Genomic DNA, 14,443 nt, shown 5'->3' on the forward strand with positions numbered 1-14,443 from the left:
TCGGGGGGGGGGGGGGGGGGGGGGGGCCGGGGCCCCCCCCCCCCCCGGGGGGGGGGGGACCCGGCGCTACTTACTGGCCTTCGCCAAGCTCAGGGCATAGTTCGTCCACCACTCGCCCGCCTTCGGGCCGCCCTTGCACTCGCCGTCCGACTCGCCCGGGCGCTTGACCCACACATACGCGTCGACGAGCGGGTCCGCCGTCTTGGTCGTCGGGGTCTCGCCCAGCGCGCGGCCCGGCGGGTTGCACCAGCGCTCGTCGGGGTTGCCCTGGTTGTAGGGGCCGTTGCCGTTGCGGCTGGTGTCGATCACGAACGGCTTGTCGCCCACCTTGGTGGAGAGCTGCTTGCCGTACGCGGTCGAGTCCTTGGTCGTGTAGAAGTTGGAGACGTTGACCGCGAAGCCGTCGGCCTGGTCGATGCCGGCCCACTTCAGGGGCTCGAAGATCTGGTCGGGATGACCCCAGCCGGCGTTGCCCGCGTCCAGGTAGACCTTGGTGTTCTTCAGCGACTTCAGCTTGGTGATGGCGCCCTTGAGGAGGTCGTAGCGCTCCTCGTGGAACTCGTCCGGGGTGCAGCCGTCGACCAGGTGCAGCACCGCGTCCGGCTCCAGGATCACCGTCGTCGCCCGGTCCTCGATGCCCTTGGCCACGCCGTCGATCCAGTCCCGGTAGGCGTTGCCGTCGGCGGCGCCGCCCTGGGAGTACTGGCCGCAGTCGCGGTGCGGGATGTTGTAGAGGACCAGCAGGGCGGTACGGCCGGCCTTGTCGGCGGCCTCGGTGTAGCCGCGTGCCTCCTGCTCCGGGTTCTCCGGGCCGATCCACTCGCCCGTCGGCTGCTGCGCTATCTTGCGGATCTGCTCGGCGTCCTCCTTCTTGCCGGCCTTCTCCAAGGCCGCCACCTGCTCTGCCGCATTGCCGTCCGGGTTCACCCAGAACGGATCTGTTTCCTTGGGCTGTTGACTGATCGCGGCGCCGGCGTTGTCGTCCGGCTCCTCGCCGTCCCCGGAGGACGAACAGCCCGCGATCAGCAGTGCCGCCCCCAGCACCACCGCGGACGTCCGCGCGCGAGCGCCCCTCCAGGCCCCCCTCTTCAGGTACATCCAGCTCCCCCTCGGGTGCACTGTTCCAAGGCTCAATCCTGACATACGTGTCGTGGGGCATACGAGGTCGCCGAGCCTTGTCGGGGAGCTGTTACAGCCACTATGACGGCTCTGATGAGCGGGGTACGGGGAGCGCCCGCAGGGGGCGGCATCCACAGGGGAACAGGGGAAGGGGAGTGGGCGGTCATGCACCGGTCCACCCGGGAGATCCGGCTGGCACAGGCGTTGGTGGAGTCGGCGGACACCCTCACGGACGGCTTCGAGGCCGTGCACTACTTACAGGGCGTCGCCGACCACTGTGTGCGGTTACTGGCGGCGCGGGCCGCCGGGTTCATGCTGATCGACGAGGGCCAGGCGGTGTCGCTGGCGGCGAGCGGCACGCATCGGGACATCGCGACGGAACTGCTCCAGGCCCAGCGCGACGACGGGCCCTGCCTGGACAGCTACGGCTCCGGCCGGCCGGTGCCGCCGGTCTCCATCAGGGCGGCCCGGGAAGCCGCCCGCTGGCCGGAGTTCACCGAGCGGGCGCTCGTCCACGACATCGCCGCCACCTATGCGGTCCCCCTGCGTCGCGGGCAGCGGCTGCTCGGCGCCCTCAACGTATTCGCGCCCGGCCTGCCCGCCGAGGACGACGACGGTACGGCGCTGCGGCTGGCCCAGCTCATCGCCGACTGCGCGGCGCTCGGACTGCAGAACAACACCGCGTACGTCCAATGCCGCACCCTCGCCGATCAGTTGCAGCAGGCGCTGTCCAGCAGGGTGCGCATCGAGCAGGCCAAGGGCATGCTCGCCGAGCGCTGGAGCATCTCGGCCGACCATGCCTTCGTGGCGATGCGGCAGTACGCGCGCCGCCATCAGCTGCCCCTGGACCAGGTCGCGCGGGCGGTCGTCGACCGGGTCGCGGACGACGCCGCGCTGCGCCGGGAGGCGGAGTAGGCGGAGCGGACGGAGCAGGCGGACGACGAGGGACGCCCGTAGCGCCGCACGCGGCCCCCCGTCGACCTTCCCCTAGGCCGCGGCCCTCATCGGCTCTAAAGTCTTCAACGGACGACCCCAGCCCCCGGTCGGACCACCCCACTGTGGTCATGTGAAGGCCTCCCGCGCCGGTCGCCGGGTTACTCCCGCAGCCCGTGCGCGCGCGGTCGAGGACCGGCCCGGTCGGCGGCTTCGGGGGGAGCGGGCCGTCGACCGGGCCAGGTACGCCTCGGGCCCCTCACAGCCCCGTGCCCGTGAGGTACGCCGAGACGATCACGTTCGCCGTGTAGCTGCGGGTGGCCCGGTCGAAGGTGCCGCCGCAGGTGATCAGGCGCAGTTCGGCGCGCCCGGAGCGGTGGGCACCGTAGGCCTGCCGGGCGTCGAAGCGGTCGCGGGCGACGACCTGGACGTCGTCCACGGTGAACTCGGCGAGCTTGCCGTCGTCGCGGAGCACCCGCACCGTCGCGCCCGGCTTCAGCGCGCTGATCCGGTGGAAGACGGCGGGCCGGTTCTCGGTGTCGACATGCCCCACCATCAGCGCGGCCCCGGCGGCCCCCGGCTTCACCCCGGCCGCGTACCACCCGACGACACCGGCCTGGTCGTAGGGCGGCGGATCGATCGCACCCCGCGGATCGAGTCCCCGGGCGACCACCGGGGCCTGCACATCGAGGCCAGGGATGTCGAGGCGCTGCGGCAGTGCGTCCCCCAACGGCCGTACCGCGGGCGGCAGTTCCACCTCCGGCGGCCGTCCGACCGCCGCGACGTCGCCCGACACCGGCGCGGATATGCCCTGCTGGACGTCGCTGAGCTCCCGCCCCCACAGCCACAGCCCGAGCAGCAGCACGACCCAGGCCACGCCCATGAGGAGGCGGCCGCCGTAGGTGGGGCGTTCGTGCTCGGCCATGGTCAGCGGGGGTCGCGTCTGCGGCGGGCGCTGCGCCGCGCCACGGCGGTGGCGGCGACGCCCCCGCCGCCCCCCCCCCCCCCCCGGGGGGGGCGCCCGCTGTTGGGGGGGGGTGGGGGCGGGGGCGGGGGGGGGGGGGGGCGGGGGGGGGGGGGGGGCGGCGCCCCCCCACGGCGGTGGCGGCGACGCCCGCGAGGACCAGCCCGGTCACGGTGTGCGCCGTGCCGGGACCGGCCTCGCGGGCGTCCACTACGGCGGCGTGTGCGGTGCCGCCACCGCCGGCGGGGACGGGGGCCACGGGAGAGGCGGGGGCCGAGGGCTGCGCCCCGTGCCGTACGGACGGCTGCGCCCCCTGCCCTACGACGGTGACGGCGCCCGTGCGGGGCGCCTCCCCGCAGGCGACCTTCACGTCGTACGTGCCCGCCGTGAGCGTGGAACGGATGCGGCTCTCGCCGACGAGGGTGCCGTCCGCTCCTGCCGTGAGGCGTGCGCCGGCGACGAACGCCGCGGAGACGGCCGTGGCGGTCTTCTGCGGGCAGCCGCTCATCCGCAGGGCGATGTCACCGCCGGGGCGGGGCGACGACGGACTGATCGAGACACCCCCGTCCGCCGCGTATGCCGCCGGGATGGCGGCGACCGCCCCCAGGGCGGCGATGGCACAGAGAGTGACCCGCAGTGATCCCATCGTGAACCTCCAGTTACCTGGAGACTCCCCCCGCGGCACGGGCCCCGCATCCTCAACGGGGCCCGCACTGCTCCGTACGGGTCGTGTTCCGGGGCGGCCGCCACGCGGCGGAGCCGCTATCGGCCGCAGTCAGACGCGGTCGACGAGGTCCGCGATCGAGTCCACGATCTTGGACGGCCGGTACGGGAAGTTCTCGACCTGCTCGGGCCGGGTCAGCCCGGTGAGCACCAGGAACGTCTGCATCCCGGCCTCCATGCCGGCCAGCACGTCGGTGTCCATACGGTCGCCGATCATGGCGCTGGTCTCGGAGTGGGCGCCGATGGCGTTCAGCCCGGTCCGCATCATCAGCGGGTTCGGCTTGCCCGCGAAGTACGGCCGCTTGCCGGTCGCCTTGGTGATCAGCGCGGCCACCGCACCGGTCGCCGGGAGCGGGCCCTCGGCGGAGGGGCCGGTCTCGTCGGGGTTGGTGCAGATGAAACGGGCGCCGTCGTTGATGAGCCGCACGGCCTTGGTCATGGCCTCGAAGGAGTAGGTACGGGTCTCGCCGAGGACGACGTAGTCCGGCTCGTGGTCGGTGAGGATGTAGCCGATGTCGTGCAGCGCGGTCGTCAGGCCCGCCTCGCCGATGACGTACGCCGAGCCGCCGGGCCGCTGGTCGTCCAGGAACTGGGCGGTGGCGAGGGCCGAGGTCCAGATGGACTCGACCGGCACCTCCAGGCCCATGCGCCGCAGCCGGGCGTGCAGGTCACGCGGGGTGTAGATCGAGTTGTTGGTGAGGACGAGGAAGGGCTTGCCGGACTCGCGCAGCTTCTTGATGAAGGCGTCGGCGCCGGGGATCGGTACGCCCTCGTGGATGAGCACACCGTCCATGTCGGTGAGCCATGACTCGATGGGCTTTCGGTCTGCCATGTTGCTGTGCTCCTGGCCTGCGTACGGGATGAGCGGGGGCGCCGGAACCACGGCGTACCGACGCCCCCAGGGTAGTCAGGAGTGGCTGATCCTGACCCCGTCGATCACCGTGAACTGGCGAAGCAACATGGGAAGGGCGGGCGGCGTCCCGATGAACGGCGCCTCTCGCGCGGGGTGCCCGGCACGGTCTCGAAGCCGGCGTCGGGACACGGCACCCGAGCCACGGCGACCCGAGCGCCCTCCAGGCCGACCCACGCGTCGTCGGCGACCAGGACGCGCTCCTTGTCCCACACGGGTCTGACGCGTTCGAGGCCGGTCTCGGCAGCGAGAGCGTGCCGGGCCTGGCCGATCGGCAGGGCGCGGTGGCTGATGGCGGCCCCTGCCCTCTCCGACAGCTCCCGTGGCGTCGGAGGGGCTGTTCGAGCTGGGGCCCGGCGACGGCCGTGCTCCGCCCCTGCCGCCGTAGCTTCCTCTGAAGGGCCGGCTCAGCGGCGTCTCCGGGCGACCAGCAGCGCGGCGCCGGCCAGCAGCATGGCCGCGGTGGCGGTGAGGGTGGCGATGAGGGTGGCGCCGTGGGGTGTGGTGAGGCCGGTGCGGGCGAGTTCGTCGGCGAGGGTGAGCTGGTTGCGGGCGGTGTCGGTGCCGGGGGTTGCCGAGGGGTTCGGGGAGGTGGAGGCGGCGGGGTGGGCGGAGCCGTCCTTGCCTGCCGGGTCGGTGGGGTCGGCGGCATCGGTCGGGTCGGCTTCGATGGTGAAGCGGTAGTCGTTGGACTGGCCGACCCAGTCGCCGTCGCGGTCGTGGCGTTGCACGACAGCCGCGTTGGCGGTGACCTCGTTCGGGGCGGCGTCCGACGTGATGGCGAGCCGGACCTTCACGGTGACGGTCTTGCCGGGGCCGACGGTGAAGCCGGGGAAGCCGCCGAAGGCACCGACGAGTTCGTCCTCGTCGGTGGTCTCGAAGCGGACTGGGTGGGGGCGGGCACCGTCCGGATCGCCGGTCGGGCCGCCGTCCTGGCTGTCGTCCTGGCTCCCCTTCGGGATGCCGTAGAACTCCAGGCGGGGCTGGGACGGTTTCAGGGCACGCTTGCCGTCGACGAGGACGACGACGGGGTGGATGCCGGTGCAGGTCCGGACGGTCGTGTTGGTGAGGTCCAGGTACCAGACGCCGTAACCGCCGCCGGCCTCGTAGGAGGCGGGGCCGCCGTGGAGGCGGGTGGTGAGGGGGAAGGCCCCGTCGTCGGTGGCGCAACTGGGGAGAGCGGCGGGAGGTTCGGCGCGCACCGGGGGCGCCGCGGCGAGAAGGGCGGCTGCTGCGAGGCAGAGGGAAGCGGGTGTACGCAGTCGCATAATCACATGACCATGCCGGGTGGGAACGAGGTCCGGCGGGTGCCATTCCGTACGGCCGCGCAAGTCCCCTCGATCAGCGCACGCCGGCCCAACGCACGCCGATCCGCACCCGCCAATCAGCACCCGCCAGTCAGCACCCGCCAGTCAGCACCCGCCAGTCAGCACCCGCCAGTCAGCGCATGCCCATCAGCACACGCGCACCCGCCTCAGCCCCCGGCCCGCCCGAACAACGGCGCCAGCAGCAGCTGAGCCGCCCCCTCGGCGACCCCCCGCCCCCCGCTGGAGGCGACCCGCACCGGCACCGCGTCCCCACCCGCGCGCCGGGCACGTTCGTCGAGGACGGCGGCGACCCCGCGTACAAAGGTGTCGGGCGCGGCGGCGACCGTGCGGCCGCCCAGCAGGACGAGGTCGACATCGAGCAGGGCGACCAGATTGCCGGCCGCGGTGCCGAGCACGCGGGCCGCCTCCGCCGTCTCGCCCCGCGCCACGGCGGCCAGGCACAGCGCCTCGACGCAGCCACGGTTACCGCACTCGCAGGGCGGCCCGTCCAGCTGGACGACCTGGTGCCCGAACTCCCCGGCTCCCGTACGGGTGCCCCGGTGCACCGCTCCCCCGATGACGAGCCCGCCGCCGAGCCCCGCGCCGAAGTGCAGATAGGCGAAGGACGCGGAGGCCCCGGCCTCTCCGCCGACCGCGAGCCCGAGGGCGGCGGCGTTGGTGTCCTTGTCGACGACGACCGGGAGGGAGAGGCGCCGCGCGAGCACGTCCCGCAGCGGGAAGCCGTTCCACTCCGGGAACCCGGTGACCCGGTGCAGCACACCGCGCCGATGGTCGAGCGGCCCGGGCAGGGCAACCCCGACACCGAGCACGGCACCCGGCCGACGGCCACCCCCGGCCACCCCGGCCGCCGCCTCCCCCACGTCGCGCGCCTCCGCCGCCTCCCCCATCTCCCCAATCTCCCCCATCTCGCGCACCTCGCGCACCGCCCGCTCGACGACCGTCTCCGCACCGGCCCCCAGGTCCAGCGGGGTCCTGCGCTGCGCGACCACCGCTCCCGTCAGGTCGCAGAGCACGGCCGTCAGCTCGTCCCGGTCCAGATGCACGCCCACCGCATGCCCGGCCTCCGGCACCAGCCGCAGCACCGTACGCGGCTTGCCCCCGGTCGACGCCCGGTGCCCCGCCTCCGCCGCGAGCCCGTCCTCCCGCAGCCGGGCGGTGATCTTGCTGACCGCCTGCGGGGTGAGGCCGGTGCGCTCGGCGAGTTCGAGTCGGCTGATGCCCTCGGGGCCGGCCGTGCGCAGCAGGTCGAGCACGAGCGCGGTGTTGTGACTGCGCAGGGCGCCCAGCTGCATCGAGTTGCGGCTCCGCCGCGCGGCGCCGCCGACGGTGCTGCCGTCCGTGCCGCCGACCGTGCCACCCATCCCCTTCGTCCTGTTCACGCCGCCCATTGTCCCTGGCGCTTGCACTTTGGCAACAGCGTTGCGAAAGTGGGCTTCATGAGTGCTACTCCCCTCCGCGTCGGCCTGGTCGGCTACGGCCTCGCCGGCTCCGTCTTCCACGCCCCGCTGATCGCCACCACCGAGGGGCTCGCCCTGGACACGGTGGTCACGTCGAACCCCGAGCGGCAGAAGCAGGCCCGCACCGAGCACCCGGACGTACGGGTCGCCGCCACCCCCGACGAGCTGCTCGCCCGCGCCGCCGATCTCGACCTGGTCGTCATCGCGTCCCCGAACAAGACGCACGTCCCGCTCGCGACCGCCGCCCTGAAGGCGGGCCTCCCGGTCGTCGTGGACAAGCCGATCGCCGGCACGGCGGCCGAGGCACGCGAGCTGGCGGCGCTGGCCGAGGAGCGCGGCCTGCTCCTCTCGGTCTTCCAGAACCGCCGCTGGGACAACGACTTCCTGACCCTGCGCCGACTCCTGGCCGACGGCGAGCTGGGCGACGTATGGCGCTTCGAGTCCCGCTTCGAGCGCTGGCGGCCGCAACCCAAGGGCGGCTGGCGGGAGTCCGGCGACCCGGCAGAGATCGGAGGTCTGCTGTACGACCTCGGCAGCCATGTCGTCGACCAGGCACTGGTCCTCTTCGGCCCCGTCACGCAGGTGTACGCCGAGTCGGTCGTCCGCCGCCCCGGCGCCGAGGCGGACGACGACACGTTCATCGCCCTCACGCACGCCGGCGGCGTCCGCTCCCACCTGTATGCCTCCGCGACGACCGCCCAACTCGGCCCCCGCTTCCGGGTGCTGGGCTCGAAGGCGGGCTATGTGAAGTACGGCCTGGACCCGCAGGAGGCGGCACTGCGGGAGGGGCAGCGCCCGGGCACGGCTGCCGAGTGGGGTACGGAACCCGATTCGATGTGGGGCCGAGTGGGCTCCGGGGACTCCCCCCTGACGGGCGGCGGCCGCGTCGAACCCACCCTTCCCGGCGACTACCCCGCCTACTATGCGGCCGTGGCAAAGGCTCTGCTGGACGGCGGCCCCAACCCGGTGACGGCGCTGGAGGCGGCATCCGCCCTCGACGTACTGGAGGCGGCGCGTCGTTCGGCACACGACGGAGTGGTGGTGACGCTGTGACGCACAACCAGTCGCATCAGACACACAACCAGGAACTCACCCCGAGGTTCCACCCGGAACTCACCCCGCCCCTGGAGGAGCTGGAGGCCCAGGAGCGGCGCCTGGTCTTCCGCCAGTTCACCCACGACGACGCCTGGGCCCTCGGCTCCCTCCTGGTCGAGCTGGCCCGCGAGCGCCAGGCCCCGGTGGCCATCGACATCCACCGGGCCGGCCAGCAGCTCTTCCACGCGGCCCTCCCCGGCTCCACCCCCGACAACGACGCGTGGATCGCGCGCAAACGCCGGGTGGTGGAGCGCTACGGCGCCTCGTCGTACGTCGTCGGCGCCCGCTTCCGAGCCAAGGGCACGACGTTCGAGGACTCGTCCCGCCTGGACCCGGACACCTACGCGGCCCACGGGGGCTCGTTCCCGATCAACGTGGAGGGGGTCGGGGTCATCGGCTCGGTGACGGTGAGCGGACTGCCCCAGCTGGAGGACCACAGGTTCGTGGTGGAGGCGCTGGAGGAGTTCCTGGACAAGCAGTAGGCGAAACGCCCTGTCTTTAGGCTTTTAGGGGCGCGGGGAACTGCGCGAGCAACCACGAACCAACCCGCAGCTGACGAACAACCGCAGTTCCCCGGCTCTCCCAGCGGAGCGCCTACGCATCCTTGAACTCCTGCCGCTGCCGACCGAGCCCCTCGATCTCCAGCTCGACCACGTCCCCGGCCCGCAGGAACGGCTTCGGCTCGGGCTGCCCCAGCGCCACCCCCGCCGGCGTCCCGGTGTTGATGACGTCACCGGGGTACAGCGTCATGAACTGGCTGACGTACCGCACGACCTCCGCCACCGGGAAGATCTGCTCGGCGGTGGTCCCGTCCTGCTTCAGCTCGCCGTTGACCCACAGCTTCAGGGAGAGGTTCTGCGGGTCCGGCACCTCGTCCGAGGTCACCAGCCACGGCCCCAGCGGGTTGAACGTCTCGCAGTTCTTCCCCTTGTCCCAGGTCCCGCCCCGCTCGATCTGGAACTCCCGCTCGGACACGTCGTGCGCCACCGCATACCCGGCGACATGCGCGAGCGCCTCCTCGTCCGACTCCAGATACCGGGCCGTACGCCCGATGACGACCGCGAGCTCGACCTCCCAGTCGGTCTTCGTCGACCGCCTCGGCACGAGCACCGTGTCATGGGGGCCTACGACGGTGTCCGCGGCCTTGAAGAAGATGACCGGCTCGGCGGGCGGCTCGGCGCCGGTCTCGCGGGCGTGGTCGTGGTAGTTCAGTCCGATGCACACGATCTTGCCGATCCGTGCCAGCGGCGGCCCGACCCGCAGCCCGGTCGCGTCCAGCGCGGGCAGCTCACCGGCGTCCGCGGCGGCGCGGATCCGGCCGAGCGCGGCGTCGTCGGCGAGCAGCGGTCCGTCGATGTCCGGCACGACGCCCGACAGGTCCCGCAGGGTCCCGTCGGCGTCGAGCAGCGCGGGACGCTCCGCTCCAGCCGTACCGACTCGCAGCAGCTTCATGATCACAATCTCCCTCGATCGCGGGCGCCCACCGATGGGTGCAGCCATCGGAGGACTGGTCGATCCTCCAAGGTCGACGGCCATCTCGCAATACCTGGTTCACGTACTGGACCGGATCAACGAACCTGATCCGTGATCCGGATCAGCGAACCGGATCAGCGAACCGGATCAGCGATAGAGCGCTGCCCGCTCCACCGCGCTCCACGTCGTGCTGGTCACCACGTACAGCGCTGCCGCCAGCGGCACCACCGCCACGGTGAAGAGCGTGAAGAAGGACATGAACGGCATGACCTTGCTCATGGCCCCCATCCCAGGCAGCGGCTCACCGTCGGCCACCGGCACCGCCGGATTCGCGGCCATCATCCGCTTCGTACGGCGGTAGTTGAACGCGGCGACACAGGCGACGACCACGAACAGCCCGATGTACACGAGCCCCGCATCCCCGAACGCCCCGCCGTCGCCGAGCGCGTCCTTCCAGTGGTCACCGAGGGGTGCGGCGAACAGCTGGTGGGTGAGCAGCTCGTTGGCCTGGCCGCCGATCGTCGTGTTCGAGAAGAGGTGGTAGAGCAGGAAGAACGCGGGCAGCTGAAACAGGCTCGGCAGGCACCCGGACAGCGGTGACACCTTTTCCTCGGCATGCAGTGCGAGTACGGCCTGCTGCAGCTTCTCCGGGTTCTTCGCGTGCTTCTTCCGCAGCTCGGCGATCTTCGGCTGCAGTTCGGTGCGGGCCTTCTGCCCTCGCGCCGCCGCACGGGAGAGGGGGTGGACGAGGAGTCGTACGAACGCGGTGAACAGGACGATCGCGGCGGCGGCCGCGGACGCGCCGAAGAGCGGGTGGAGCAGGTCGGCGAGTTGCTGAACAAGGTCGGCGAAAACGGACATGGGTGAGCCCTCCGGGGGTCTCGTCGTGCCGGAGCGATTGCCAGGGCAATCAGGGAAATGCCGGAAATCGGCATAGCGGCATGACGACCCGCGCGGGGTCACACGTCTCGGACGGAGACGAAGGTGTGCGTGCCCTACGCGACGGTCGCCGGGAGGGCGTGCCCGGGTGCCCTGGGCCGTGGCCGGCCCGAGGCGTCGGGGTCGCGTTGCGGCAGGAAGGCCGTACGGCGGGCCCGGTCACGGATGGCGGTGCGCACCCGGGTGGGCGGCACGGCGGGCGCGGCACGCGAGGCGAGGAGGGAGCAGACGGCGAACGCGGAACCGGCGGCAGCGGTCGCGGCGAGCGCGACGGTCGCGGAGAGGCTGCCGGTATCGAGCAGCGCGATCTCGAGGAAGAGAAGCACCAGCACGGCGGCAGGACGCAGATGCGCCAACTTCCGCATCATCGGCGCCCCTCCCCTCGTACGGCTCGCTTCGTCGACCCTGATGTTACCGGTGTCGCCGGTATCGCCGGTGTCGGCGGTGTCACCGGGGCCGCATGGAGATGAGCTTGCCCCACACCACCAGCCGGTACTTCGACGTGTACTCCGGCGTGCAGGTGGTGAGGGTGAGGTAGTAGCCGGGGTCGTCGTAGCCGTAGCCGGGCCGGACGGTGGAGCGCGGGATCGGCCGGATCACGCTCCCGTCATGGGCGGCTGTCCGCTGCAGCGTCTGGTCGACGGCGTACGTGTACGTCGCGCTCCTCGTCTCGACCCGCATGGTGTCCCTGGGCGCGAGCCGGTTGATGTACCGGAAGGGCTCGCCGTGGGTGTTGCGGTGCCCGGCGAGGGCGAAGTTGCCTGCTTGGCCCGGCTGTTGGGTGCCGGGGTAGTGGCCGACGTAGCCCCTGTCGAGGACGCCGCTCTTGCCGACGCCTTCGGCGACGGGGACGCGGAGGTGGAGGCGGGGGATGGTGAGGATGGCGTAGGCCTGGGACCAGTCGGGCTCCGGAGCGGGGGCGGCGGACCCGCGTCGGCTGCCGGCGGACCGCTCGGGCGAGCCGGTGGACGCGGGCGCGGGCGGGGTCGTAGCCGCCGGGTCGGCCGTACGGGAGTCGCCGCCTCCCCCGTCCCAGGCCCGCTCAAGTGCCCTGACCTCGCGCTCGGCGCCTGCCCTGGCCTCCCGGTTGGTCCACCACACCTGATGCACGACCAGCAGCGCGAGCACCGCCCCGACGGTGACGAGAACCTCCCCACCACCCCACAACACCCGCCGCCGCAGGGCACGCCGCCGAAGTCCGCCGTGCTGCACGACGCGAACCCGCACCATCCGAGCGCCTCCTTCGCCGGGGCCGCCCGCACGATAGACGCCGCCCCGCGAGGTCTCCAGACCCACGCGCAGACCCATGCGCGACCCATGCGCGACCCATGCGCGTCCGGCCCCCCGAACACTTCCTCCACAGGTTTGAGAAAGGGCTGTCGGAACCCTCGACAACCTCATACGCCACACCAGATGCTTCCTGTCGGCATCAACGGATGACCGGATGAGCTGGACAGTCCACGACGCCGGTTCGGCGACGACCGGCCGTTGAGCGAAGCGGAGAAGTCATGATCCGACGCAGAACTCTGCTGGCGGCAACAGGCGGCGCCGTCCTCGGCAGCGCCTTGGCGACCGGCACCGCACACGCGGACGCGACGATCGCCGTCAACCCCGGCACGTCGTACGGCACCTGGGAGGGCTGGGGCACGTCCCTGGCCTGGTGGGCCAACGTCTTCGGCAACCGGAACGACTTCGCCGACCTCTTCTTCACCACCAACTCCGTGACCTACAACGGCACGACCCTGCCCGGCCTCGGCCTCAACATCGCCCGCTACAACCTCGGCGCGTGCAGCTGGAACACCGTGAACGGCGAGTCGATGGCCGCGTCGCCCAACATCCCCGCCTTCAAGCAGATCGAAGGCTTCTGGCAGGACTGGAACAACGAGGACCCCACCTCCACGGCCTGGGACTGGACGGCGGACGCCAACCAGCGCGCGATGCTGCAGAAGGCGACGCAGCGCGGCGCGACCACGGAACTCTTCGCCAACTCCCCCATGTGGTGGATGTGTTCCAACCACAACCCGTCCGGCGCGGCGGGCGGCGGCAACAACCTCCAGACCTGGAACTACCGCCAGCACGCCTCCCACCTGGCGGCCACAGCCCTGTACGCCAAGAACAACTGGGGCGTGAACTTCGCGACGGTCGACCCCTTCAACGAGCCGGCCTCCACCTGGTGGACCGCCACCGGCACCCAGGAGGGCTGCCACATGGACCCGGCAGTCCAGGCGGCCGTACTCCCGTACATGCGCAGCGAGTTGGACAAACGAGGCCTGACGGGCGTCCGCATCGCGGCATCGGACGAGACGAACTACGACACGGCCCGCTCGACGTGGGGGTCTTTCGGCGCGTCGACGAAGGCCCTGGTGTCGCAGGTCAACGTGCACGGTTACCAGGGCTCGGGCGGCCGCCGCGACCTGCTCTACACGGACGTGGTCACCACGTCCGGCAAGAAGCTCTGGAACTCGGAAACGGGCGACAGCGACGGCACGGGCTACAACATGGCCTTCAACCTCCTCTACGACTTCCGCTGGCTGCACCCGACGGCCTGGGTCTACTGGCAGGTGATGGACCCGTCCACCGGCTGGGCGATGATCGCGTACGACGCGAATACCCTGCAGCCGACGACAGTCCAGACGAAGCACTATGTGATGGCCCAGTTCAGCCGCCACATCCGCCCGGGGATGAGGATCCTCGACACGGGCGTGAGCTACGCGGTGGCGGCCTACGACGCGACAGCGCGCCGCCTGGTGATCGTCGCGCTGAACACGTCGACGTCGGCCCAGACCCTCACCTTCGACCTGTCCAGATTCACGACGGTCTCGGGCGGCTCAGGCGGCCTGGTCCCGCGCTGGAACACGGTGACGACGGGCGGGGACCAGTACCGGGCGTACTCGAACACGACCCTGAGCGGGAAGTCGGTGGCAGTCCCGTTCGCGGCGAAGTCGGTGCAGACGTTGCAGATCGACGGGGTGGTGATCTGACGCGACGGGTGTGACGCAACCGGGGGCGGACCGGGTACGTCCTGTACCGCGTGGCGGAACCAGTCGTAGAAGCGGCGGAACCAGTCGTAGAAGCGGAAGAGGAAGCTGAGCGCGGGCGCCGGCAGGGTCTGCTGGCGCCCGCGCTGGCGAACCTGGCCCTCGGCGTGCCCGCGATCATCCCGCTCTACCTGACGTACTGGCTGCTGACCGAGTACGTGCCGTTGAGCTGCGACGCCTTCGCGACCAGGCCGGACATGTCGAACTGCGACTACCACACGCTCGATCACGCTCCCGTGATGATGTTCTTGCTGGCAGTGACCGGGACCCTGCTGCTGATCCTGCTGCTGACGGTGGACGTCCTGGGCCCACGCCGCCGCGGCGACGCCCGCCCGGGCAGATGGCTGGCCATGGCGACGCTGATCCCGGTCCCGTTCATGGTCCTGCTGTGCCTGGCCAAGGCCTGAAAGCCGGCGCAGCTTGCCCCACCGCCCGCCTCGACCAGGCAATATCCACCCCCTCTT

At 71.8% G+C, this 14,443-nt stretch carries 14 protein-coding genes and 1 pseudogene; 5 read left to right on the forward strand and 10 right to left on the reverse strand.

Going from position 1 to position 14,443, the window contains the following annotated elements:
- Positions 1–66: 66 nt before the first annotated feature.
- The gene (locus EHO50_RS06105; protein WP_128428726.1) at positions 67–1,098 is read right to left on the reverse strand and encodes a glycoside hydrolase family 6 protein; all 1,032 of its coding nucleotides are present in this window, start codon (positions 1,096–1,098) and stop codon (positions 67–69) included.
- 186 nt (positions 1,099–1,284) lie between these two features.
- Between EHO50_RS06105 and EHO50_RS06110 the strand changes: the two genes are divergently transcribed.
- Positions 1,285–2,034 (forward strand): GAF and ANTAR domain-containing protein, encoded by a 750-nt coding sequence (locus EHO50_RS06110; RefSeq protein WP_128428727.1) that lies wholly within the window; start codon positions 1,285–1,287, stop codon positions 2,032–2,034.
- Between the two features lie 277 nt (positions 2,035–2,311).
- Here the strand turns inward: EHO50_RS06110 and EHO50_RS06115 are convergent, their stop codons facing one another.
- The 5 genes and pseudogenes from EHO50_RS06115 to EHO50_RS06140 all read right to left on the reverse strand — a co-directional run bounded on the left by EHO50_RS06115 (position 2,312) and on the right by EHO50_RS06140 (position 7,365).
- A complete protein-coding gene (locus EHO50_RS06115) occupies positions 2,312–2,977 on the reverse strand; it encodes a class F sortase (protein ID WP_128428728.1) in 666 nt (221 codons plus the stop codon).
- A 160-nt stretch (positions 2,978–3,137) separates the two neighbouring features.
- Positions 3,138–3,662: pseudogene (locus EHO50_RS44815) on the reverse strand (hypothetical protein); the annotation flags it as partial.
- Positions 3,663–3,791: 129 nt separating this feature from the next.
- Positions 3,792–4,571: an HAD-IIA family hydrolase gene (locus tag EHO50_RS06125; protein WP_128428729.1), complete on the reverse strand. Its 780-nt coding sequence runs from the start codon at positions 4,569–4,571 to the stop codon at positions 3,792–3,794.
- 485 nt (positions 4,572–5,056) lie between these two features.
- Positions 5,057–5,923: a hypothetical protein gene (locus tag EHO50_RS06135; RefSeq protein ID WP_128428730.1), complete on the reverse strand. Its 867-nt coding sequence runs from the start codon at positions 5,921–5,923 to the stop codon at positions 5,057–5,059.
- Between the two features lie 200 nt (positions 5,924–6,123).
- Complete coding sequence (locus EHO50_RS06140; RefSeq protein WP_425472134.1) at positions 6,124–7,365, reverse strand: ROK family transcriptional regulator; 1,242 nt, start codon at positions 7,363–7,365, stop codon at positions 6,124–6,126.
- 48 nt (positions 7,366–7,413) lie between these two features.
- Between EHO50_RS06140 and EHO50_RS06145 the strand changes: the two genes are divergently transcribed.
- Together EHO50_RS06145 and EHO50_RS06150 are read left to right on the forward strand one after the other, a co-directional pair.
- Positions 7,414–8,487 (forward strand): Gfo/Idh/MocA family protein, encoded by a 1,074-nt coding sequence (locus tag EHO50_RS06145; protein WP_128428731.1) that lies wholly within the window; start codon positions 7,414–7,416, stop codon positions 8,485–8,487.
- A complete protein-coding gene (locus EHO50_RS06150; RefSeq protein ID WP_128428732.1) occupies positions 8,484–9,011 on the forward strand; it encodes a heme-degrading domain-containing protein in 528 nt (175 codons plus the stop codon). The genes EHO50_RS06145 and EHO50_RS06150 overlap by 4 nt, the downstream gene beginning before the upstream one ends.
- 112 nt (positions 9,012–9,123) lie before the next feature.
- Here the strand turns inward: EHO50_RS06150 and EHO50_RS06155 are convergent, their stop codons facing one another.
- The 4 genes from EHO50_RS06155 to EHO50_RS06170 form a co-directional block, all read right to left on the reverse strand.
- On the reverse strand, positions 9,124–9,981 hold the full coding sequence (locus EHO50_RS06155; RefSeq protein ID WP_128428733.1) for a fumarylacetoacetate hydrolase family protein: 858 nt from the start codon (positions 9,979–9,981) through the stop codon (positions 9,124–9,126).
- A gap of 168 nt (positions 9,982–10,149) precedes the next feature.
- Complete coding sequence (locus EHO50_RS06160) at positions 10,150–10,863, reverse strand: YidC/Oxa1 family membrane protein insertase (protein WP_128428734.1); 714 nt, start codon at positions 10,861–10,863, stop codon at positions 10,150–10,152.
- 134 nt (positions 10,864–10,997) lie between these two features.
- Positions 10,998–11,309, reverse strand: coding sequence for a DUF6412 domain-containing protein (locus tag EHO50_RS06165; protein ID WP_128428735.1), 312 nt, complete (start codon positions 11,307–11,309; stop codon positions 10,998–11,000).
- 79 nt (positions 11,310–11,388) lie between these two features.
- The gene (locus EHO50_RS06170) at positions 11,389–12,171 is read right to left on the reverse strand and encodes a class E sortase (protein ID WP_128428736.1); all 783 of its coding nucleotides are present in this window, start codon (positions 12,169–12,171) and stop codon (positions 11,389–11,391) included.
- Positions 12,172–12,449: 278 nt separating this feature from the next.
- Between EHO50_RS06170 and EHO50_RS06175 the strand changes: the two genes are divergently transcribed.
- Together EHO50_RS06175 and EHO50_RS06180 are read left to right on the forward strand one after the other, a co-directional pair.
- A complete protein-coding gene (locus EHO50_RS06175; RefSeq protein WP_128428737.1) occupies positions 12,450–13,922 on the forward strand; it encodes a glycoside hydrolase in 1,473 nt (490 codons plus the stop codon).
- A gap of 50 nt (positions 13,923–13,972) precedes the next feature.
- On the forward strand, positions 13,973–14,386 hold the full coding sequence (locus EHO50_RS06180) for a hypothetical protein (RefSeq protein WP_128428738.1): 414 nt from the start codon (positions 13,973–13,975) through the stop codon (positions 14,384–14,386).
- Positions 14,387–14,443 lie beyond the last annotated feature (57 nt).

It is taken from the genome of Streptomyces cyaneus (genome assembly GCF_004028635.1).
Taxonomy (GTDB): Bacteria; Actinomycetota; Actinomycetes; order Streptomycetales; family Streptomycetaceae; genus Streptomyces; species Streptomyces cyaneus.